The organism is Microbacterium sp. JZ101 (genome assembly GCF_053903175.1).
In genome coordinates, this window is record NZ_CP096400.1 from 2,914,800 (window position 1) to 2,936,701 (window position 21,902).

The 21,902-nt window shown below is 72.8% G+C and carries 18 protein-coding genes; 8 read left to right on the plus strand and 10 right to left on the minus strand.

The genetic code is table 11. The annotated features are described in order from the left end of the window. Nucleotides 1-64: 64 nt before the first annotated feature. The 3 genes from M1D56_RS13530 to M1D56_RS13540 are packed head-to-tail and all read right to left on the minus strand — an operon-like array spanning nucleotide 65 to nucleotide 4,500. Nucleotides 65-2,182 (minus strand): tripartite tricarboxylate transporter permease, encoded by a 2,118-nt coding sequence (locus tag M1D56_RS13530; protein ID WP_456283852.1) that lies wholly within the window; start codon nucleotides 2,180-2,182, stop codon nucleotides 65-67. A 26-nt stretch (nucleotides 2,183-2,208) separates the two neighbouring features. Then, entirely contained in the window at nucleotides 2,209-3,384 is a 1,176-nt protein-coding gene (locus M1D56_RS13535; RefSeq protein WP_456283853.1) for a Bug family tripartite tricarboxylate transporter substrate binding protein, read from the minus strand. 21 nt (nucleotides 3,385-3,405) lie between these two features. Then, on the minus strand, nucleotides 3,406-4,500 hold the full coding sequence (locus M1D56_RS13540; protein WP_456283854.1) for a PrpF domain-containing protein: 1,095 nt from the start codon (nucleotides 4,498-4,500) through the stop codon (nucleotides 3,406-3,408). A gap of 256 nt (nucleotides 4,501-4,756) precedes the next feature. Here M1D56_RS13540 and M1D56_RS13545 point away from each other — a divergent pair, with 256 nt between their 5' ends. After that, nucleotides 4,757-5,686 (plus strand): LysR family transcriptional regulator, encoded by a 930-nt coding sequence (locus tag M1D56_RS13545; RefSeq protein WP_455970233.1) that lies wholly within the window; start codon nucleotides 4,757-4,759, stop codon nucleotides 5,684-5,686. 4 nt (nucleotides 5,687-5,690) lie between these two features. Here the strand turns inward: M1D56_RS13545 and proC are convergent, their stop codons facing one another. Next, nucleotides 5,691-6,530 (minus strand): pyrroline-5-carboxylate reductase, encoded by an 840-nt coding sequence (gene proC / locus M1D56_RS13550; RefSeq protein WP_324013965.1) that lies wholly within the window; start codon nucleotides 6,528-6,530, stop codon nucleotides 5,691-5,693. Nucleotides 6,531-6,604: 74 nt separating this feature from the next. On the opposite strand from proC, the gene M1D56_RS13555 reads away from it, so the two are divergent. After that, nucleotides 6,605-7,570, plus strand: coding sequence for a cation diffusion facilitator family transporter (locus tag M1D56_RS13555; RefSeq protein WP_282980161.1), 966 nt, complete (start codon nucleotides 6,605-6,607; stop codon nucleotides 7,568-7,570). 29 nt (nucleotides 7,571-7,599) lie between these two features. Continuing rightward, complete coding sequence (locus M1D56_RS13560; protein WP_456283855.1) at nucleotides 7,600-8,523, plus strand: LLM class F420-dependent oxidoreductase; 924 nt, start codon at nucleotides 7,600-7,602, stop codon at nucleotides 8,521-8,523. 240 nt (nucleotides 8,524-8,763) lie between these two features. On the opposite strand, the gene tadA is transcribed toward M1D56_RS13560, so the two are convergent. Beyond that, on the minus strand, nucleotides 8,764-9,195 hold the full coding sequence (gene tadA / locus M1D56_RS13565) for a tRNA adenosine(34) deaminase TadA (protein WP_324014833.1): 432 nt from the start codon (nucleotides 9,193-9,195) through the stop codon (nucleotides 8,764-8,766). 95 nt (nucleotides 9,196-9,290) lie between these two features. Here tadA and upp point away from each other — a divergent pair, with 95 nt between their 5' ends. Continuing rightward, complete coding sequence (gene upp / locus M1D56_RS13570) at nucleotides 9,291-9,923, plus strand: uracil phosphoribosyltransferase (protein ID WP_456283856.1); 633 nt, start codon at nucleotides 9,291-9,293, stop codon at nucleotides 9,921-9,923. 23 nt (nucleotides 9,924-9,946) lie between these two features. Here the strand turns inward: upp and M1D56_RS13575 are convergent, their stop codons facing one another. Continuing rightward, on the minus strand, nucleotides 9,947-10,720 hold the full coding sequence (locus tag M1D56_RS13575) for a hypothetical protein (protein WP_456283857.1): 774 nt from the start codon (nucleotides 10,718-10,720) through the stop codon (nucleotides 9,947-9,949). Further along, nucleotides 10,717-14,268: a TM0106 family RecB-like putative nuclease gene (locus M1D56_RS13580; RefSeq protein WP_456283858.1), complete on the minus strand. Its 3,552-nt coding sequence runs from the start codon at nucleotides 14,266-14,268 to the stop codon at nucleotides 10,717-10,719. The genes M1D56_RS13575 and M1D56_RS13580 overlap by 4 nt, the downstream gene beginning before the upstream one ends. An 84-nt stretch (nucleotides 14,269-14,352) precedes the next feature. Here M1D56_RS13580 and M1D56_RS13585 point away from each other — a divergent pair, with 84 nt between their 5' ends. Further along, nucleotides 14,353-15,174: an SMP-30/gluconolactonase/LRE family protein gene (locus tag M1D56_RS13585; RefSeq protein ID WP_456283859.1), complete on the plus strand. Its 822-nt coding sequence runs from the start codon at nucleotides 14,353-14,355 to the stop codon at nucleotides 15,172-15,174. 44 nt (nucleotides 15,175-15,218) lie between these two features. Here M1D56_RS13585 and M1D56_RS13590 read toward each other — a convergent pair whose 3' ends face one another. Further along, entirely contained in the window at nucleotides 15,219-15,527 is a 309-nt protein-coding gene (locus tag M1D56_RS13590) for a mannitol-1-phosphate 5-dehydrogenase (protein ID WP_271174402.1), read from the minus strand. After that, complete coding sequence (locus M1D56_RS13595) at nucleotides 15,524-17,275, minus strand: PspC domain-containing protein (protein ID WP_456283860.1); 1,752 nt, start codon at nucleotides 17,273-17,275, stop codon at nucleotides 15,524-15,526. The genes M1D56_RS13590 and M1D56_RS13595 overlap by 4 nt, the downstream gene beginning before the upstream one ends. Before the next feature lie 104 nt (nucleotides 17,276-17,379). Here M1D56_RS13595 and M1D56_RS13600 point away from each other — a divergent pair, with 104 nt between their 5' ends. The 3 genes from M1D56_RS13600 to M1D56_RS13610 are packed head-to-tail and all read left to right on the plus strand — an operon-like array spanning nucleotide 17,380 to nucleotide 21,319. Further along, nucleotides 17,380-18,564 (plus strand): ATP-binding protein, encoded by a 1,185-nt coding sequence (locus M1D56_RS13600; protein ID WP_456283861.1) that lies wholly within the window; start codon nucleotides 17,380-17,382, stop codon nucleotides 18,562-18,564. Continuing rightward, on the plus strand, nucleotides 18,551-19,216 hold the full coding sequence (locus M1D56_RS13605; protein WP_271174399.1) for a LuxR C-terminal-related transcriptional regulator: 666 nt from the start codon (nucleotides 18,551-18,553) through the stop codon (nucleotides 19,214-19,216). The genes M1D56_RS13600 and M1D56_RS13605 overlap by 14 nt, the downstream gene beginning before the upstream one ends. Nucleotides 19,217-19,261: 45 nt before the next feature. Then, the gene (locus M1D56_RS13610) at nucleotides 19,262-21,319 is read left to right on the plus strand and encodes an NAD(+) synthase (RefSeq protein WP_282980153.1); all 2,058 of its coding nucleotides are present in this window, start codon (nucleotides 19,262-19,264) and stop codon (nucleotides 21,317-21,319) included. Here M1D56_RS13610 and M1D56_RS13615 read toward each other — a convergent pair whose 3' ends face one another. Next, a complete protein-coding gene (locus M1D56_RS13615) occupies nucleotides 21,320-21,874 on the minus strand; it encodes a hypothetical protein (RefSeq protein WP_271174397.1) in 555 nt (184 codons plus the stop codon). Nucleotides 21,875-21,902 lie beyond the last annotated feature (28 nt).

Here is a 21,902-nt window from a genome sequence, read left to right on the forward strand (position 1 = left end):
CGCGGCTGCGCCCGTCGCGGGCATCCCTCACGACGGGCGCAGCGCTCGGACGCCGCTGCGGGTCTCAGAACAGAGACGACAGGAGCCCTTCGGGGATGTCCACGGGCATCAGGGTGGGCAGCGCGAGCAGCGCGACGAAGAGCGCCGCGGTGTAGATGACGGCCGTGCGGACCCTCACCCTCGCCTGCACGAGGAGGAACGCAGGGACGAACACCATCGCGGCCGCGAAGTACCCCAGGAGGGCCGTGAGGAGGAGGAATCCCGCCATCCACGCGAAGGTGACGAGGGCGTTTCGCGTGGCGTGCGGATCCGCCTGCTCGGGGTGCACGATCTCCTCGCTCAGCTCCGTGAGCACCGCACCGGTGTCGGGGTCGTACTGCACACCCTCCGCGGAGGCCGGGGAAGCCCCGGAACCGGCCCGGTCGGGGCCGCCGGCGCCCGATGCGTCCGCTGCGTCGATCACCGCACGGCGTGCGCGATGCACGCGTCCTCGGACCTCGAGAGCGAGCATGGCGCCCGACAGCGCGACTCCCGCCCAGCCGACCAGCTGCGGCAGGAGCCGAGCGTCGGCGGAGTACTGCGCCGACAGCACGAGCGATCCCGCGAAGACGAGCAGCGCGACGGCGGCGGTGGCGAGCGAGACGATCGAGTTCTTGAGAGGGGCGTCGGGGTCGACGGCGCGGTGCGCCGCCTCCTCCTTCACCGTCCGCCCGCGCACGCGCATCCGGATGGTGCGGAAGACCGCCCAGAGGATCGGCAGCACGAGCACGGCGATGAACACGAGCGTCGCGGGCCGGAGCATCCACTCGAAGCCCTCGTACAGGCTGTCCGTGAGGAAGTAGTAGCGCTCCATCGGGATCGCGAGGACGAACCCGATGAGGAAGGGCGCGCGCGGCACGTCGATCGCCTTGAGGACCCACCCGGCCATGCCGAGGAGCAGCATGATCCACAGGTCGCCCAGCTGACCGCCCTCCTGGAATGCTCCGAGCAGCATGACGACGACGAGTCCCGCTGCCAGCGCCGCGAACGGCACCTTCGTGAGCGAAGCGAGCGGCTTCACCGAGAGGAAGCACAGGAGAGCTCCCAGAACGGAGGCGATCGCGAACGTCCAGATGATCAGGTACATCAGGTCGAGGTGCTCGCCGATGATGTTCGGGCCGGGCTGGATCCCGTAGGTCAGCAGCATGCCGAGCAGCATCGCGGACGGGACCCCGCCCGGGATGCCGAAGAGGAAGGTGGGGATGAGGTCTCCGGCCTCGACCGAGTTGTTCGCGCTCTCGGGACCGACGATCCCGCGCGGGTCGCCCTTCCCGAACATCCGCTTGTCCTTCGCCGTCGCGACGGCCTGGCCGTAGGCCATCCAGGTGCCGGCTGTGGCGCCGACGCCCGGGAGCACTCCCGCCACGATGCCGATCAGCGATCCGCGGAGAACCTGGGCCCAGTGCCGGAGCCACTCGTGGATGCCGCTCGCCCATCCGCCGCTCACGCGCACGGGGTGCGTCTCGGCGCGACGATGGCTCGCCCGCGATGCGATCTCCGCGAGTCCGAAGATCCCGAGCGCGACGGCGACGAGCGAGAGACCGTCGCCGAGGAAGAGACTGCCGAACGTGAACCGCTCCTCGGCGGTGGTCGGAGCGATGCCGATCATGCCGACGAGCAATCCGAGCAGGCCGGACACGAGCCCCTTCACGATGTTCCCGCGCGAGAGCACGGCGGCGAGCGCGACGCCGAGCACCGTGAGCATGAAGAGCTCGGGGCTCGCGAAGGAGAGCACGAGCGGCCGCGCGAGAGGGATCGCGAGCGTGAGGCCGATCGCGCCGATGATCCCGCCCGCCATGGAGGACAGGAAGGCCAGGCTGAGGGCTCGCTTCGCCTGCCCCCTGCGCGCCATCGCGTAGCCGTCGAGCATCGTCACGGAGGCGGATGCGGAGCCCGGTGCGCCGAGCAGCACCGCGGACACCGTGTCGGAGGTGTGGACGACCGCGAGTGCGCCGATGAGCAGCGCCAGTGCGGCGGATGGATCCATCCCGAACGTCACCGGGAGGAGGATCGCCACGGCGGCGGTTCCGCCGAGGCCGGGGATGAGGCCCATCACGAGACCGGCGAGAACGCCGGCGATGAGCATGAGAAGCAGGGAGGGGTCGGCCAGTGAGGCCAGCGCCGCAAGCGCCGCGTCGAGCATGGGTGTCTGTCCTGTCGTCCTGTGCGTCAGTGCACGGTGATGTCGTAGTCGTCCGCGAGGAGATCGAGGACGTAGTCCCGCGTCGCCTCCGAGACGGTGTAGGCGGCGCTCACGCTCTCCGCGACGGAGTCGTCCGCGAGGATCGGGTAGCCGCCCAGCACCTCCGCCGCGCGCTGGTTGAACGCGTCGTCCTCGGCCATGCGCTGCGCGCTCGCTCGAAGGAGGTCGACCGCCGCCGCGGGAGTGCCCTTCGGCACCCACAAGCCCTTCTGATACGTGTAGGTGAGACCGAGAAGCGTTCGGTATGCCTCAAAGGCGTCACCCGAGGGCTTCTCTCCGTGGAGCTCCTCGTAGACCTCCACGACCGTCGGGACATCCGGGAAGCTCGGGTCGCGGACGACCTCGCCATCGGCGTCGAGCTGGCCGAAGCTCATCAGCACGACCGCCTCGCCGCTTTCCACGAGCGGCTCGACGGACGGGCCGTACGCGCTCGTGGTCGTGTAGTCGATGTCGACCTCACCGCGCTGGAGGGCGAGATTGACCGGGCCCCGGCCCTCGAACCCGAACGTGGAGTCCACGTCGGCGTCGAGGAGGTCGAAGGCCACGAGGGTCGTGAGATCGAGGCCGGTCGCCGTGATTCCACCGAAGACGAGCGGCTCGTCCCGGTTCACGAGGTCGTCGACGCCCTCGACTCCCGCGTCGGTGCGGGCGTACACGACGCCGCCTGTGCCGTTCACGAGGATCGGGATCATGTCGGCGAAGGAGTACTTCACGACGTCGCGCTCGAGGACCCACGGCACGACGGTCGTCGCCGTGCTGACGAGCAGCTCGGCCCCGGTCGCGCCCGCGGACAGCGCGAAGTGGTTCGATCCGGTGATCCCCTCGCCTCCGTCCTCGTTCACCGGGGCGAAGCCGGGGTCACCGGGGATGAAGTGGGCCAGGTCCTGCCCCACGAAGCGCGCCCACGTGTCGGTTCCCCCACCCTCTGCGAGCGGGATCATGACCTCGAGCGTCTCCCCCGCGAAGTCCCCGTCCTCCGTGGTCGCCGGCGGATTGAGGGCTCCGCCCGCGAGCATCGTCGCCGCGATCCCGAGAACGGCGAAGACGCCCACGACCGTCACCGTCTTCGAGCGCGGGGCCGGGGGCGGATCGGCTGGAAGGGCGGAGACGTCGTCGTCAGGGCCCACAGGCGTGCTGGGCATCATTGCTCCTTGCGATTGAGATTACGCGCCGACGGGCGCGTCGGATGGCAGTGGCAGCTGGGCGTGCGCGAGCACGCGGGAGGTGCGGACCGTGCCGACGACGTCTTCGCCGTCGATCGTGCGCCGCCAGGTCGAGATCGTCCCCGCGGGCGTCCGCAGCCGGATCCCGTCGGACGCGCTCCCGCGCACCGCGTCGGCCACGATGCCCCCGGGGACCGCGGCCGCCATCGTGAGACCGACGCTGCCGGTGACGGGAAGCGCCGGGTGCGGCAGGCCCATGGAGAGCATGAGGACATCGAGGTCGGCGTCGCTGTCGGCGCCGGGAGTCGATACGATCGCGAGCTTCGGGACCGCGCGCTCAGCCTCCGCCGGCGACGGCGCGAGCCCCATCGCGACGGCGCCCGCCCGGCGGATCGCATCGAGCCGCGCGAGCGCCTCGCGTCCGAGTGAGGCCCAATCCGCATAGCGCGCGCCCGAGAGCGCGGCCGTCTCGGCGCTGACGATCACGAGCGGCGCACCGGCGTCGACGAGGCTCGCCTCGACCTGCCCCTCTTCCACCAGCAGTGTGTCGCGCACGCGCCCTGTGGGAAGCAGCCGTCCGGTCGTCCGTCCTGCGGGATTGACGAAGCCGAGCCCCACCGCCGTCCCGGAGAAGGGGACGCCGGGGATGTCGGTGTCGAGCCGCTCCTCCCACCGGCCGCCCGGAGTCGCGAGCCGCTCCCAGATCACCTGCCCCGTGTTGGTATTGCGGACCCGCACGATCGTCTCGTCCGCGGCCGGTGCGACCCACCCCCGCGCGAGCGCGAACGGCGCGACCACTGCAGAGCAGTTGCCGCAGTTGGAGCCCCAGTCCACCGTGGCCTCCCCGATGCCGACCTGCGCGAACGTGTAATCCACATCGGCCTCGTCGTCGGAGGCGCGGGAGAGGATGACCGCCTTGCTCGTGGTCGAGGTCGCGCCGCCCACGCCATCGACCTGCCGCGGGTCGGGGCTGCCGTACAGCCGCAGGAGGACGTCGTCGACGGACATGCCGGGGATCTCCAGCTGCTCGCGCTCGAACACCCAGCACTTGCTGGTGCCGCCGCGCATCCAGGTTGCGGAGATCGTGCGGTTCATCGGTCCTGCCTTCGAGATCGGGGCGCCGGGTGGCGACAGCACGATCGTGGATGCACCGCCACTGAAACACCAGTTACAGATTCAGCAGTGTCGTTAAGCAGCTCTTCAAGCACGGAACCACAGGGCGCACGGAGTGCCCGAAGTGCTTCCCAAGGCTCGGCGCCGGTCAGCGGCCTACCATGAGAGAGTCGCCCCTGAAGTGGCCATTCGGCTCTTCTGGGCGCCCATGAAGCATCCCTTCACGAGAGGAGCCCGCGTGCTCGACATCAATCGGCTCAGGGTTCTCCTGCGGGTCATCGAGACGGGGTCCGTCACCGCGGCGGCGGACGACCTCTTCCACACGCCGTCCGCCGTCTCTCAGCAGCTGCGCAAGCTCGAAGCCGAGGTCGGCCAGCCGCTGGTCCACCGGCGCACCGACGGCATGATCCCGACCGATGCCGGACTCGTCCTCGCCGGGCATGCCCGCACGATCCTGCGCCAGATGGACGCGGCCGAGTCCGACCTGCGTCGTCTGGCGCGCCTCGAAGGCGGCTCGCTGAGCGTGGGCACGTTCCCCACGATCGGGAGCTCGTTCCTCCCCCTCGTCATCGGACGGTTCCGCCGGGAGAATCCCTCGGTCGCCCTCGACGTCCGCTCAAGCCGGCTCGAGGATCTCGTCGATCTGCTCAGCCGGGGCGAGGTCGGCCTCTGCTTCCTGTGGGAGTACGCGTGGAACCCTCTCGACCCTCGCCAGTTCGACCTGACCCTCGTCTTCGAGGAGCCCACCGTGCTTCTCGTGGGCGCCGAGCACCCGCTCGCGGGGCGTGAGAGCGTGCAGATGAGCGAGCTCGCCTCAGAACCGTGGATCATCCGCGCCGACGACCACCCCGTGGCCGAGCTGCTGCAGAGGTCCTGCCTGGCCGCGGGATTCTCGCCCCGCATCGCCTTCCAGGCGAACGACTATCTGGAGGCGCAGGCGATGGCGAGCGTCGGCCTCGGCGTCGCGCTCGCTCCCGAGAGCGCCGTCGTGACCCGCCACCCGGGCGTGCGCGTGCTGGCCCTCGGCGACGATGCCCCGTCGCGTCGCATCCTGCTCGCGCAGCGGCACGACCGCGTGCGTGCGCCCGCGGAGGTCGCCTTCCAGTCGCTGGTCCTGCAGCTCGGCGAGAGCTGGCGCGCCGGCCGTGCCGAGGCGATCGGCCGCTGACCCGTCACGCGCCCGCGGCGAGCTCCTTCGCGCGCGCGATCGCGGCATCCGTCGCCGTCCGGAAGAGCTCGCTCAGGCGAGCGTCCTGCAGGACCGCGATCGCCCGCTCGGTCGTGCCCTTGGGGCTCGTCACCTGCCGACGCAGCTCGGCGGGGTCCTCCGCCGTCGCGTCGAGGAGCGCCGTCGCGCCGATGAACGTGCCCTCGGCCATCGCGCGCGCATCCGCCTCCGCGAACCCCTGCGCGACGGCCGCGCGCGTGAGCTCCTCGACGAGGAGGAAGACGTAGGCGGGCCCCGAACCCGAGATCGCCGAGAGCGCGTCGATGCGCTCCTCGGGCACCTCGATCACGGTGCCCACCGTCTCGAAGAGGCGGCGCACGACGCGCACATCCTCGTCGCTCGCGGCGGCGCCCCGAGCGAGGCCCGTGACGCCCTTGCCGATGCGCGCGGGGGTGTTCGGCATCGAGCGGAGGACCGCGGTCTCGGAGCCGAGGATGCTCTGGAAGGTGTCGAGCGTCACGCCCGCTGCGAGGCTCACGACGATCGCGTCGTCGCGGAGAGCGGACCCGATCTCGCGGAGGAGGTCGGGCACCATCGCGGGCTTCACGCCGACGAGCACGATGCGCGCCTCCGACGCGGCGCGCGCGTTGCCGTCGGGCTCGTCCTCGAGCGCGATGCTCGTGACCCCCGGGAGCGCGGCGAGCTCGGCCGCCTTCTGCGCCGAGCGGTTGGTCGCGAAGACGCCGCCGTCGACATCGAGTCCGCTCGCGACGAGGCCCCGCAGGATCGCACCGCCCATCGAGCCGGCACCGAGGAACGCGACGGAGGGGAGCGAGTCAGTCATGCGTCAATCCTAGGGATCGCGTGCGGCGCGCCGACGGGCGGGCGAGGCGCGAGCGCCCGCCTTAGACTGCGAGCATGAGCGCACACGGCGGTGGCAAGGCGATCCTGGCGGCCTTCGCGGCGAACATCGGGATCGCGATCGCGAAGTTCATCGGATGGATCATCTCGGGCTCCGCATCGATGCTCGCGGAGGCCATCCACTCGGTCGCCGACTCCGGCAACCAGCTCCTCCTCCTGCTCGGCGGACGCCGCGCGCGGCGAGCCGCCGACCGCGAGCACCCCTTCGGGCACGGCCGCGAGCGCTACGTGTACGCGTTCGTCGTCGCGATCATCCTCTTCTCGGTCGGCGGGGTCTTCTCGCTCTACGAGGGAGTCGAGAAGCTCACCCACCCGCACGCGGTCGAGAACGCCTGGCTGCCGATCGCCATCCTCGTCATCGCGATCGGGCTCGAGAGCTTCTCGCTGCGGACCGCCGTCAAGGAGAGCAACGCCGTGCGCGAGCGCGGGCAGTCCTGGGCGTCGTTCATCCGCCGCGCGAAGGCGCCAGAGCTGCCCGTCGTCCTCCTCGAGGACTTCGCGGCGCTGATCGGCCTCACCCTCGCGCTCCTCGGCGTGGGCCTCACGGTGCTCACGGGCGACGCCGTCTTCGACGCGCTCGGCACCATCTGCATCGGCGTGCTGCTCATCCTCGTGGCGATCGTGCTCGGGATCGAGACGAAGAGCCTGCTCGTCGGCGAAGGCGCATCGGAGGCCGACTTCGAGCGGATCGTCGCCGCGATCGAGGCGGGGCCCGAGGTCGAGAAGCTCATCCACGTCAAGACGCTCTACGTCGGGCCCGAGGAGCTCATGGTGGCCGGCAAGGTCGGCCTCCCGCAGGACATCTCCGTGGCCGATGCGGCGCGCGACATCGATGCGGTCGAGGCGCGCATCCGCGAGGCTGTGCCCGCCGCGCGGATCATCTACCTCGAGACCGACGTCTATCGCGCTCCCCACGAGCCCGGTCCTCCGACGGAGACCTTCATCCTCAAGTCCTCCGACTGACGGCTCGCTGCGCTGACAGACTGGGGCGCATGGAGTTCTGCGTCTTCACCGAGCCCCAGATGGGGGCCAGCTACGACACCCAGCTCGCGTTCGCGCAGCAGGCCGAGCGCGTCGGATTCGACGGCTTCTTCCGCTCGGACCACTATCTGACGATGGGCGGCGAGGGGCTGCCGGGTCCGACGGACGCCTGGACGACGCTCGCCGGCCTGGCGCGCGAGACGACCCGTCTGCGGCTCGGCACCCTCGTCTCGTCGGTCACCTACCGCTGGCCCGGGATCCTCGCGATCCAGGTCGCGCAGGTCGACGCGATGTCGGATGGCCGTGCCGAGCTCGGGCTCGGGACCGGCTGGTTCGAGGCGGAGCATCTCGCGTACGCGATCCCCTTCCCCCGGAAGCGGTTCGGGATGCTCGCCGAGCAGCTCGAGATCGTGAACGGCCTGTGGTCCACCCCGGTCGGCGAGCGCTACGGCTTCGAGGGAGAGCACTACCGGCTCGTGGACTCCCCCGCCCTGCCGAAGCCCGTGCAGGACCGGGTGCCCGTCATCGTCGGCGGCGCAGGCCTCACCCGGACGCCGGAGCTCGCGGCCCAGCACGCGACCGAGTTCAACATCGCCTTCCAGCCCGAGGACGTCATCGCCGACCGCTTCGCCCGCGTGCGCGCGGCGTGCGAGCGGATCGGCCGGGACCCCGAGACGCTGAAGCTCAGCGTCGCGCTCACGACCCTCGCGGGCGGCAGCGAGGCCGACCTCGAGCGGCGCGCGGCCGCGACCCGGACCGACCTCGCGGCGTTCCGCGCGGGAGACGGCTTCGCCGGCTCCGCCGACGACATCGTCGCCAAGGCGACCCGGTTGAAGGAGCTCGGCGCGTCTCGGCTGTACTTCCAGCTGATGGACATGGGCGACCTCGATCACGTGGCGTATCTCGGCGAGGAGGTGCTGCCGCGCCTGCGCTGAGCGAATCGCCGTCAGGGTCTTGCATTCCGATATTTCAGTAGGCGAGGCTAGGGACTGCGCCCGACCGGCGCACCTCTCCCACCTGGGCTCCGGCCCGCAGAACAAAGGAAACGACCATGGCAGATCTCCTCGGCCTCCTCTCCGGACTCCTCGAGACGCTCCTCGGCCTCCTCGGCGGCCTCGGCATCTGAGCCCATCGCTCGAGAGTCCCCGCGGCGCGGCCGCGGGGACTCTCTGCGTTCAGCGGCGCTCGGCGAAGAAGGCGCGCAGGAGCGCCACGGCCTCGTCCTCGAGCACGCCGCCGACGACCTCCGCGCGGTGGGGAAGGCGCCGGTCCCGCACGACGTCGTACATCGATCCCGCGGCCCCTGCCTTCTCGTCCCACGCCGCGAAGACGAGCCGGCCGATGCGGGCCTGCAGGACCGCTCCCGCGCACATGACGCACGGCTCGAGCGTCACGACGAGCGTGCATCCCTCGAGGTTCCAGGATCCGATAGCCTCGGCCGCGCGGCGCATGGCGACGATCTCGGCGTGCGCCGCGGGGTCGTGCGTCTCCTCACGGAGGTTCCGCCCCTCGCCGAGCACCGTGCCATCCGCCCCGAGCACCACGGCTCCGACCGGGATGTCCCCGCGCTCCCCCGCCGCGTCGGCCAGCGCGAGCGCGCGGCGCATCGCGGACACGTCGGATGGCGAGGAATTCACCCTCCGAGCCTAGAACGGCCCAGGCTCTCTGCATCCGCGCAACCGCGTCCCGGTAGCCTTGCCCTATGCGCCTGCACGTCGCCGACCACCCGCTCATCACGCACAAGCTCACGGTGCTCCGCGACAAGGCAACGCCGTCGCCGGTCTTCCGTCAGCTGACCGAGGAGCTCATGACGCTCCTCGCCTACGAGGCCACGCGCAACGTGCGCGTCGAGCCGGTCACGATCGACACCCCCGTCACGGAGACGAAGGGCGTCAGGATCGCCGACCCGAAGCCGCTCGTCGTCCCGATCCTGCGCGCAGGGCTCGGCATGCTCGAGGGGATGACCAAGCTCGTCCCGACCGCGGAGGTCGGCTTCCTCGGCATCGTGCGGAACGAGGAGACCCTCCTTCCGACCACGTACGCCGAGCGCCTGCCCGACGACCTCAGCGACCGCCAGTGCTTCGTGCTCGACCCGATGCTCGCGACCGGCGGCTCGCTCGCCGCGGCGATCAAGTACCTCTTCGACCGCGGCGCGACCGAGGTCACCGCCGTGTGCCTTCTCGGCACCCCGGAGGGCGTCCACGCGATCGAGAGCCTCGTGGGCGACCGCGACATCACGCTCGTGCTCGGCGCGCTCGACGAGGGCCTCAACGAGCACGGGTACATCGTGCCGGGGCTCGGCGACGCGGGCGACCGCCTTTACGGCACGGTCTGAGCCGGGGCGGCCCGGGCCGCGCCTCAGTCCACGTCGAGCCGGTAGACCCGCTCCTCGCCGTACGTCCGGAAGCCGGCGCGCGCGAGGATCGGCGCCGAGGTCGACACGCGCCCCTTGACGAGCGCGGTCGACGCGCCGAACGCGCGGGCGAGGCGGAGCCGCTCCGCGAGCACGGCCCGGTACGCGCCGCTCCCGCGGTCGGAAGCGAGGGTGGCCGCACCCCAGAGGCGCGCGAACTCCCCGACGATCGTCGCGCCGCCCGTGCTCACGGGGCGGCCGTCGATGCGCGCGAGCACGCGGAACCCGCGCCCCGCGCTCCAATCCGCCTCGAGCTCGCGCAGCTCGGCGTCGAGCCCCGCCTCGTCGAGCGGCGCCTGCTCCCAGACCGGCACGTTGACCGCGTCGACGTCGCGCAGCTGCTCTCGTGTGCGCACCGTCTCGACCGCGACGCCCGGGGACTCCCCCGGCGTCGCCTCGTCGAGGGCGAGCGCGAAGACCGTGACGGTGTCCTCGTGCACCGCGCCGCGCCGGAGCAGCGCGTCCGCGAGCCCTGCCGGGCGGTCGGATGCGCCGACCCAGAAGGTCGTGCGCCGCTCGCCCCAGTCGCGGGCGCGCTCGAGCGCGGCGTCCACCGCCTCATCGGCTGTGCCCTCGCGGTCGAACGCCGAGACCCGCACCCCGCCGCCGAAGCGCGCGGGATAGCGCACGGCGACCATCCCGTCGACGACGTGATCGGAGTCGCGCGGCAGCCAGACCCACTCGGCGGCTGCGCGGCGGATGGCGTCGGCGTCGGTCATGCGCTCTCCTCCTGGGCCACGAGGCGGGCGAACGCGCTCATGCGCGCGACGCCGGCGGGCGTGTGCGGCAGGTCGTCGAGCAGGGCGGGCGAGTGCACGAGGTACGCCGCGACCATCGCGCGCGAGATCGCGACGTTGAGCCGGTTCTGGAGCAGCAGGAACTCCGTCCCGCGCGGGGCGTCCCTGCCCGATGAGGCCGCGAGCGTCACGATCGAGATCGCGGCCTCCTGCCCCTGGAACCGGTCGACGGTCCCGACGCGCACGCGCGGCCATCCGGCACGCTGCAGGGTCTGCTCGACGAGCTGCTGCTGGGCGTTGTACGGCGCGACGACGATGATGTCGTCCTCCGTGAGCGGGCGCGGCGGGCACGCGTGGGCGACTGCGTCGTCGTCGATGCGGATGTCGGTGAACGCCCGCCCGACGACCTCGCCGACGATCCGCACGACCTCGTCGGCCTCGGCCTGGGACTCGGTCGCATCGCCCCGATGACGCACGGGCACCGCGTGCAGGCCCGGCGCGACGCCGTCGACCGACCGGCGCTCCGCGCCGGCGCGCGACGCGAGACGCCCGGCGTAGGACAGGTGCGAGACGGCCTCGGACACCTCCGGATGCATGCGCCACGACCGCGCGAGGAAGTAGCCGTGGGTCTCCGGGAGCACCTGCTGGCCATCCATCACCCAGCCGAGGGCCGAGGTGTCCACGGGCTCGGGATGCACCCCCTGGCTCACCTGCGGAAGCTGCTGCGGGTCGCCGAGCAGAAGCAGGCTGCGCGCCGCCGTCGAGACCGCGATGGTCGACGCGAGCGAGAACTGGCCCGCCTCGTCGATGACGAGCAGGTCGAGCCCGCCGCGCGCGATGCGGCCGGTGTGCGTGAAGTCCCACGCGGTGCCGCCGACGACGTAGCCGCCCTGCTGCTCGGAGACGAAGCGGGCCACACCGTTCTTGGGGATCAGCGTGAAGGCGGGGTCACGCGGCTCGGCTCCGGACTTCGGCGCCTTCGCGACGCGCGAGCCGGGCACCCCCGCCGCGACGACGCGGTCGAGCATGTTCTCGACCACGGCGTGCGACTGCGCGACGACGCCGACCCGGTAGCCGTGCTCCATGACGAGGCGCGCGATGACGTGCGAGCCGACATACGTCTTGCCGGTGCCGGGAGGGCCCTGGACGGCGACGTAGGAGCGGTCCAGGCCGCGCACCGTCCGGACGATCGCGGACACGTCGTCGCCGCCGGACGGCGCGATCCCGGCACCGCGCGGCGGGATGCGGCGCAGGATGTCGGTGGCCGGGTCGGCCGGGAGCTCCCCCGCGTCGGCCGCGCGCACGACCGTCTCGGCCCATGCGTCGATGGCCCCCTGCTGGTTGCCGGCACGCGGCGGGGGTGAGGGGGTGAGGGCTACGGGAAGCTCCTGCCACGTCTCGCCGTCGGCCGCGCGCTCCTCGATGACGGCACCGTCGTCGAGGACCTCGATGACGCGTGCCTGGCGGGGCACGTGCACCCAGCGCGGGGAGGCCTGGTTCGGGAACGGAGCGGGTCGCGGATAGAGCAGGTACGGCTCGACGCCCTCGCTCAGTCGCGTTCCCGGTGCGAGCTCGCCGCGGAGCTCGACCACGCGGCGGACGGATCGCGCGCCCTCGGGCATCCCCCAGTCCTCGACGACGCGGCAGCGCGAGGCGTCGACGGCGAGGACGTCGCGGGTGTCGAGCCAGAGGCCGAGCGGCTCCCGCAGCCGCTGGAAGTGCCCGTGCCAGAAGCTCTTCGCCTCGCGCGGGTAGTAGTCGATCGCGGCCGCCGCGAGACGCAGCGCGTCCTCGTCGGCGCTCGGGGCCGACAGCGGGTCTGCCGCCACGCGGGCATCGCGGCGCGCAGCGGCATGCGCGTCGAGCGCGAGCGCGAGCGGAGACGGCGCGTACGCGAGCTCGTCGGGCACCTCGGGCGGGGCAGGGGTCACGCCGGTCTCCCGCGCACGCTCGACGAGCCAGTCGCGCAGGCGCCGGGTCGAGACGCAGTCGTAGCGGTTGTAGTCGGCGAGGTCGTCGAGGATGGCCCGCGCGGCCGCCTCCTGCCCATCGGCCTGCAGGGCGCGCGCCTCGACATAGCGGACGATCGAGTCGTCGCCCTTCTGCACGTCCTGCGTGCGCACCTCGTCGCCCATGTAGAGCGGCTCGAGCTTCTTGATCGAGTACGACCGCGAGCCGATGCGCAGGGCCCGGCGCACGATCGGGTAGAGGTCGACGAAGAGCTCGTCGCGCAGCATCCGGTCGACGTCGGCCTCGCGCACACCGTGCCGAGCGGCCATCGCCGCCAGGTGCGTGGGCTCGTACGGCGCGTAGTGGTAGATGTGCATGTCGGGATGCGCGGCCCTGCGCGCCGCGACGAAGTCGCAGAAGCGCTCGAGGGCGGCCTTCTCCTCCGCGAGGGTGTGCGCCCAGAGCGCGGAGTACTGCTCGCGCAGGTCGACCCATCCGAAGAGGTAGTCGATGCCCCAGACGGCGGCCGAGCCGACCTGCTCGCTGTAGAGCGGATCGCCCTCGAAGTCGAAGAACACGTCGCCCTGGCTCGGGCGGGGCATCGCGCCGAGCGCGAGCGGCTGCACGACCTCGTACGCGGGAACCGGGTGCGCATCGGCCGGCTCGTCGCCCGGCACGCCGGCGGGGCTCTGCAGCTGGAGGCGCGCCTGCGTGCGCAGCGACGCGAAGACGTCGGAGTTCATCCGCGCGGGCCCGGTCTCGGCCGCCGCGAGGTCGTCGATCGTGCGGATGCCGATGTCGCGCAGGCGAGCGCGCTGCGACGGGCGCATGCCCGCGACGAGCAGCAGGTCGCGATGCGCGACGACCTCGAGCTCGCAGGTCGCGCAGCGCCCGCACGCGGACACCTCGAGCTCGCCGCGCTCGTCACCCCACGCGATCGCCTCGGCCGACGCGCCCCGCTCGATCCCGCGATCCGCGATGAGCGCCCGCAGGCGGCGACGGCGCACGTCGAACATCGGAAGCAGGTCGTCCACCCGGTGCGTCGACACCGAGCCGTCGCCGAGCAGGAGGTCGACCTCGTCGGAGGTCGGGATGCCGAGACGGCGCAGCTGATCGACGTATGCCGCGAGCTGCATGAGCGCCGTCACGCGGGCCGTGCGGGCGAGCTTGCTGTCCTGCACGCGCCAGCGGCCACCAGCCTCCTGCACGAGGAAGTCGGCGAATCCGACGAACTCGTCCGTGGTGAAGGCGGCCTGGAACAGCACCCGCGCATCCGACCGCAGCGCGTCGACCGTCTGGGCCGCCACGGCGGCGAGGGCCGCGGAGTCGGCCGACGACACCCGCTCGAGCTCGACCACCCCGGCGCCGAACTCCTGGCGGTAGCGCTCGAGGACGCGCTCCTCGTGGCGATCGCCGAGCCGGGCCGCGCGCTCGAGCATGGCGTCCTCCGGATCCTCGACGGCGGCGACGCGGCCGAGCTTCGCGTCGATCGCCCGCAGCCACGCGAACTCGCACTCGGCGGCGGCCTTGAGGTCGCTCGCGCTCCACACGAGGCGCTGCTCTGTCGGGATGAATCTCACACTCCGACGGTAGCCCGGGTCTCGGACATCCCCGTCCGCCGGCATGACACGATGGCTCTGATGCCCGCGAGCGGAGGAGACGGCATGGACGAGCGACCCGGCCCGTGGACCCGGCTGAGCGCCGCGGCCCATCCCCTCGGCGAGGGATCGCGGCTCATCGACGGCGTCGTGCACTGGGTGGACCTCGAAGGCGGCGTCCTGCACGCCTGGACCCCCGAGGGCGGCGACGCCGCGACCCATCGGCTCGACCGCCCGGTCGGCTTCGCCGAGAAGGCGCCGGACGGACGCCTGCTCGCCGCGGCGGGGACGGGCGTCGTCGAACTCGACATCTTCGGGCGCCACACCGCTCTCGGCGACACCGGTCTCGATCCCGCCCGGCATCGCGTCAACGACGGGACCATCGCGCCCGACGGATCGCTGTGGTTCGGGACGATGGTCCGGGACGGCTCCGATCCCGAGGGCTCGGTCTGGCGCTGGGACGCGGGCACCCGCGAGGTGACGCGCCTCGCGACCGGCATCGACATCCCGAACGGCCCGGCCTTCCATCCCGACGGCGAGACCGTGCTCATCGCCGACACCGTGGGCGGCCGCATCCTGCGCGCCCCGATCGCGGCACCCGACCGCCTCGACGTGTTCGCCGCGGTCGACGGGTCGCCCGACGGCCTGCACGTCGACGCGCAGGGACGCATCTGGAGCGCCGTGTACGACGGCGGGCGCCTCGACGTGTACCGAGCGGATGGCGCGCGGCTCGCGCGCATCGAGGTCCCGGCTGAGCACCCCACGAGCGTCCTCACGACGCCGGACGGCCGCGTCATCGTGACGAGCGCCGCGCAGGGGATGGACGAGCCGGGCCCGTTCGACGGGCACACGTTCGCCGCCGCGATCGCCGACGTGCTCGAGGCCTGAGCCCGGTCATCCGGCCCGGGCGTCGAGGTTCGCCGCGCCCCGGCTCAGCGCCGCGCTGACCGCTTCTGCACGCCGCGCGCGAGGCCGGCGAGACCCGCGACGAGGATGACCGCGCCCGCGGCCAGGACGACGGTCACCGCGGTCGAAACAGGGTCGGCCGTGAGAATCCAGTCGGCCACCGCCGCCTGGAGCGCGGCGTATCGCGTCGCGTCGAGCACCTGCCCCAGCCCGACGAGGGAGACGACGAGCATGAGCGCACCCCAGATGATCGCCGCCCAGCGGATGCGGGGCCGCTCGGCAGGCTCGGGACCCGCGGCCGGGGCGCCCTCGGGGACGCGCTGCTCTTCGCTCATCGTGCACTCTCCTCGTCAGCGGACGGCGTCGGCTCAGCCGCGCCGAACTCGGCCTCGTCGAGCACCCAGATCGACACCTCACCGCCCTCGGTCTGCGTGATGTCCACCGTGCGCAGGGGCGCATCCGCCTCGGCGCCGTCCTGCGCCCACTCGACGATCCCGTCGCGCGGCACCGGCAGGTCCTCCGACTCGTAGAAGCCCGCGTCGCTCATCCGGGTCACCGTGACGCGCGTGTCGTCGTCGGCGTGGATCCGGATGTCCGCCGCGACATCCGGAGGGACGGTCACCTGCGTGAAGCCGGCACGGCGGACGACCGTGGCGCCGCCCTCTCCGCCGCCGTCGGCCATCAGCCACAGCTCGAGGGAGCCGTAGGCGCGCGTCACCTCGTACGACGAGCCGTCGACGGCGATCGTCTGCCAGCTGTTCGCGCCGATCACGTTGTTCGCGCCGAGCGCCGTGCCGGCCCCTGCGGCGAGCGCGATCGCGGCGAGGGCCGCGAGCGCCCCGCTGCGGCGGCGCAGGGCACCCGCGATCACCATCCCGCCGGCCGCGACCGCCGACATCGCGAAGGCCGCGGCCGCAAGGGCGGCCGAGGCGCGCTCGGGCTCGATCGGCCAGGTCCCTCCGCCGAGGACGACGAGGGCTGCGGCCGATCCCGCGACGAGGGCGAGTCCGAGGGTCGACGCGCCGAAGGCGAGGGAGATCCTCGGACGACTCGCCCTGCGGGCCGCGCGCACGCGCGCCGCCTCCTCCGCGAACGCGCGCGCGGCCTGCTGACGGCGGGCGCGCTCCTCCTCGCGGGCGAGGCGCTCCGCGTCGGTCTGCTGCGCGCGCCACGCGTCGTGCTGCTCGCGCCACTCCTCGTGCTGGCGACGCCAGGCGTCGAAGTCGCCGTCGGCGGGCGGCTCGGGCGACGGAGCCGGCTCGAAGGGCGGGACGGCCGGCCCCCCGGCCGTCCCGCGGGCGGCGGGGGTTCCCTGCACCCCGCCGAGGCCCCCGCCCGACACGGGGGACGCGATGCGCCGGCCGGCCCAGATGCCGAGCGCGGCGATGGCCGCGACCGCCGCGAGCCCGACGAGGAGCGCGACGGGCGATCCGTACCCGAAGATCGCGGGCACGACGACGCCGAAGCCGATCCCGAGGATCGGGATGGCGGCCGCGACGCAGACGAGGACGATGAGCGCCGTCCGTCCCGGTCCGAGCGCGGCCACGCCGCCCAGGGGCCGCTCGCGCCGGACGAGCCAGAGCGCGAACGCGGCGAGCGCCGCGACGACCGCGATCCAGAACGAGGCCTCGATGGCGGTCCAGACGATCCGGCCCGGGTACGCCAGCGCGAGGAAGTCCTCCATGAGCGTCGCGCTCGCCCAGCTGGCGAGTGCGCCGAAGCCGATCATGATCGCGATGCCGACGAGGGCCGGGCCCGAGCCGGTCCGCAGGCGGATCGCGATGTCGCCCCGCTCATCCGGGAGCAGGGCCCATCCGAGGGCGTACAGCCACAGCGCGGGGAACCCGAGCACCGCGGCGACGACGAAGATGCCCCGCACGATGACGGGGTCGGCGCCCGTGCGGCGCGCGATCGCGGCGCACACGCCGCCGATCCAGCCCTCCGTGCGCACGAGGCCGAGCGATCGCACCCAGTCGAAGAAGCCTCCTCCCGGACGACGCGACGGCGCCTCGACAGCGGGAGCGCCGCCATCCGCCCCCACGGCGCTCGTCATCTCGGTTCCCCGCGGCTCGCTCTCGGTCATAGTCCGATCCTCGCGCGCTGCGCGCCGGCGCCGCCATGAGGGATCACCCCGGTCCTCCCCTGATTCGCCCGCTCAGGGCGGCCCGCGCGTGGTTGCATGGGGGCATGACCGCCGCGCCTCCCGCCTCGCGCCTCGCGCGCTCGCGCAGCGCGGTGGTCGCGGGCGTCGCCGAGGGCGTCGCGCGGCACCTCGGATGGCGCGTGCCGGTCACGCGGCTCCTGTTCGTCGCGACGGCGGGCATCTGGGGCGCGGGCGCACTCCTCTATCTGTGGCTCTGGGCTTTCACGCCCCTGCAGGATGGCGATGCGCGCGTCACGCGGCGGGCTCCCGTCGCGTGGATCCTCCTCGCGGGGGCGGCGCTGTTCCTCCTCGTCGCGCTCCAGATGAACTACTGGAGCCTCACTCAGGGCGTCCTCCCGCCCGCGAGCCTGCTCCCCGCGGTCTTCGCGATCGCGCTCGCGACCGCCGGGGGCGTGTGGTCGGCCGTCCTCGACCGGGCCGACCCGGCCCGCGGCCCCCAGCAGGACCTCCTCGTCCGCAGCATCGCGTCGGCCGTGCTCGCGGCCGTGGCCATCCTCATCCTCACCCGAACGGGCTCGGTCGCGGCCCAGCTCGCGCCGGTCATGCTCCTCATCGCGCTCGCGGCAGCGCTCGGCATCGCCGTCGTGTGGTCGTCGACCTGGATCGCGCGGTTCCGCGAGCTCCAGGCCGCGCGCATCCAGGGCATCCGCGAGGAGCAGCGCGCCGAGATGGCCGCGCACCTGCACGACTCCGTGCTGCAGACGCTCGCGCTCATCCAGAACCGCGCTGGTGCCTCGAGCGAGGTCGGCCGGATCGCCCGCGCCCAGGAGCGCGAGCTGCGTGCCTGGCTCTACGACGACGACGCGCCCGCTGACAGCGACCTCGCGACCGATCTGCGCGACTACGCGACAGCACTCGAGCTCGACTACGAGGTGGCGATCTCGGTCGTGTCGGCCGGATCGTCGACCGAGCGGGCAAGCGGCGAGGTCGCCGCGGCGGCCCGCGAGGCGATGCTCAACGCGGCGCGCCACGCAGGCGGCGAGGTCTCGGTCTACATCGAGGGCGCCCCGGGAGCCGTCGACGTCTTCGTCCGCGACCGCGGTGCCGGGTTCGACCTCGACGCCGTCCCCGAGGACCGCTTCGGCGTGCGCGAGTCGATCGTCGGCCGCATGCGGCGCACGGGCGGGATGGCCTCGGTCACGCGCGGCGCGGGAGGCGTCGGCACGCAGGTGCACATCCGCTACCCTTCGGCAGGTGCCCGTGCCTGAGCTCACCGTCGTGATCGTCGACGACCACTCCATCTTCCGCTCGGGGCTGCGCGCCGACCTCGACGGCGCGCTCCGGGTCGTCGGCGAGGCCGCCGACGTGCCGTCCGCGGTCGCCGTGATCGCCGAGACCGCGCCCGACGTCGTGCTCCTCGACGTGCACCTGCCCGGCGGCGCGGCCGGCAGCGCGGGCGGCGAGGACGTCCTGCGGCAGGCGTCGCCGCTCTCACCCGGAACCCGCTTCCTCGCCCTGAGCGTCTCCGACGCGGCGGAGGACGTCGTTCGGGTCATCCGCGCGGGCGCCCGCGGCTACATCACGAAGGGCGCATCGGGAGCCGAGGTCTCCCGCGCGGTGCGGGTCGTCGCATCGGGCGACGCGGTCTTCTCCCCGCGCCTGGCCGGATTCGTCATCGACGCCTTCGGCGCGGCCTCGGGCGAGACCGCGGTCGCCGACGACGAGCTCGACCGCCTCTCCGCGCGCGAGCAGGAGGTCATGCGGCTCATCGCCCGCGGCTACGCCTACAAGGAGGTCGCCGCCGAGCTCTTCATCTCGGTGAAGACCGTCGAGACGCACGTGTCGGCCGTGCTCCGCAAGCTCCAGCTCTCGTCGCGGCACGAGCTCACGGCGTGGGCGTCGGCGCGACGGCTGCTCTAGCGGCGGTCGGGCCGGCCCGCCGCGTCCGGTGACAGACTGGACGACGTGAGCGACTTCGACTTCGGCAGCGCATACGGCCACGGCTTCGCCCGCATCGCGGCGGCGACCATCCCGCTCGCGGTCGCGGACCCGGCGACGAACGCCCAGGCGGTCATCGAGACCGCCCGCGAGCTGAGCGACGACGCCGTCGCGGTCGCGGTGTACCCCGAGCTGTGCCTCTCCGGCTACGCGATCGACGACCTCGTGCTGCAGGACCCGCTCCTCGACGCGGTCGACGACGCGATCGCGACGATCGTCGCGGCCTCGGCCGATCTCTTCCCCGTGCTCGTCGTGGGCGCGCCCCTCCAGCGCGGCAGCCGCGTCTTCAACACGGCCGTCGTCATCCACCGCGGCGAGATCCTCGGCGTCGCGCCGAAGTCGTATCTGCCGACCTACCGCGAGTTCTACGAGCGCCGCTGGTACGCCCCGGGCGACGACCAGCGCGGCACGATCGCGGTCGCAGGTCGCGAGGTGCCGTTCGGCCCCGACCTCCTCTTCGAGGCGGCGGATGTGCCCGGCCTCGTCGTGCACGTCGAGGTGTGCGAGGACATGTGGGTGCCCGTTCCGCCCTCGTCGCTCGCGGCGCTCGCGGGCGCCACCGTGCTCCTCAATCTCTCCGGCAGCCCGATCACCATCGCGCGCGCCGACGATCGCCACCTGCTCTGCAAGTCGGCCTCGGCCCGATGCATCGCGGCCTACGCGTACGCCGCGGCCGGGCAGGGCGAGTCGACGAACGACGTCTCGTGGGACGGCCAGACGATGGTCTACGAGGTCGGCACCCTCCTCGCCGAGACCGAGCGCTTCCCGGATGGCGCGCGCCACTCCGTCGCGGACGTCGACCTCGACCGCATCCGGCAGGACCGCCTGCGCCAGGGGACGTTCGACGACAACCGGCGCACCTTCGCCGAGCAGACGCGCTTCCGGACCGTCCGCTTCGAGGTGGATCCGCCGCGCGGCGACGTCGGCCTGCGGCGAGCGCTCGACCGGTTCCCCTTCGTGCCCGACGACCCCGCTCGTCTCGCGCAGGACTGCTACGAGGCGTTCAACATCCAGGTGTCGGGGCTCGTGCAGCGCCTGTCGGCGATCGGCAGCCCGAAACCCGTCATCGGCGTGAGCGGCGGTCTCGACTCGACGCACGCGCTGCTCGTCATCGCCCGCGCGATGGACCGGATGGGCCGCCCGCGCAGCGACATCCTCGCCTACACGATGCCGGGATTCGCGACGAGCGAGCACACGAAGTCGAACGCCATCGCCCTCGCGGAGTCGGTCGGCGCGACCATCGAGACCATCGACATCCGCCCGGCCGCGACCGAGATGCTCACGCGCATGGGCCATCCGTTCGGCCAGGGCGAGCCGGTCTACGACGTGACGTTCGAGAACGTGCAGGCGGGCCTGCGGACCGACTACCTCTTCCGGCTCGCGAACCACCACGGCGGCATCGTCGTCGGCACGGGCGACCTGTCCGAGATCGCCCTCGGCTGGGCGACCTACGGCGTGGGCGACCAGATGAGCCACTACTCGGTCAACCCCGGCGTCCCGAAGACCCTCATGCAGCACCTCATCCGCTGGGTCATCGCACACGGCGAGGGCGTGTCGGAGGCCGAGCGGAAGGTCCTGCAGTCGGTGCTCGACACCGAGATCAGCCCCGAGCTCGTGCCGGCCGGCCAGGACGGCAAGGTGCAGTCGACCGAGAGCACGATCGGTCCGTACGCCCTCCACGACTTCACGCTGTTCCACATCCTGCGCTACGGCATGCGGCCGTCGAAGATCGCCTTCCTCGCCGAGCGGGCGTGGGGCGACGCCGAGGCGGGCGCGTGGCCCCCCGGGTTCCCCGCGGAGGACCACTACGCCTACGACCTCGCGACCATCGTGAAGTGGGAGCAGGTCTTCCTCAAGCGCTTCTTCGGGTTCTCGCAGTTCAAGCGGTCGGCCATCCCGAACGGGCCGAAGGTGTCGCCCGCCGGCTCGCTCTCGCCACGCGGAGACTGGCGTGCGCCGTCCGACGGGAACGCGAGGGCCTGGCTCGCCGAGCTCAAGGCCGCGCTGCCCGACCTCGTCGAGTAGTCACTCGGGGTCGCGGTCGCGCAGGCCGACGCGATCCGGGATCTGCATCGCGAGGCCCGGGAGCCACGTCGCGGGGTCCGGCCACGGGCGCGACGTCGGCAGGCTGCGGAGCATCCGCGCCGCCTGCTCGCGGCGCTCGGCCTCGGGCGCGTGCACGGGCACGATGCGCCGCGGCGCCCGGTGGCCGAGCGCGCCGCACCACCAGTGCCGCCAGATCTCGGGGGCCTCGTCGGGTTCGAGCACGAGGTAGTAGTCGGGCATGAGCGCGTCGCCGCGCTCGAACTGGCGGAGCGTGTCGCCGATCTCCGCCTCGAGCACGCCGAGGGTCGCGCGCTCCTCGAAGAGCTCGATCCACGCGGAGGCCACGTGCTCGAGCGGGTCGGCGTCGTGCACCACCCAGGGGGTGCCGGACGCCGAGATGCGATGCGCCGCGAGAGACGGCTCGGAACCGCGCAGCGAGAGCGCGGAGACGCCGTCGAGTGCATCGACGGAGGCGAGCACGTCGTCGGCACCGGGGCCGACGACGGCGACGATGGTTCCGGTCGTACCTTCCATGCCTCAATATATGCCGGGATCCGGATGC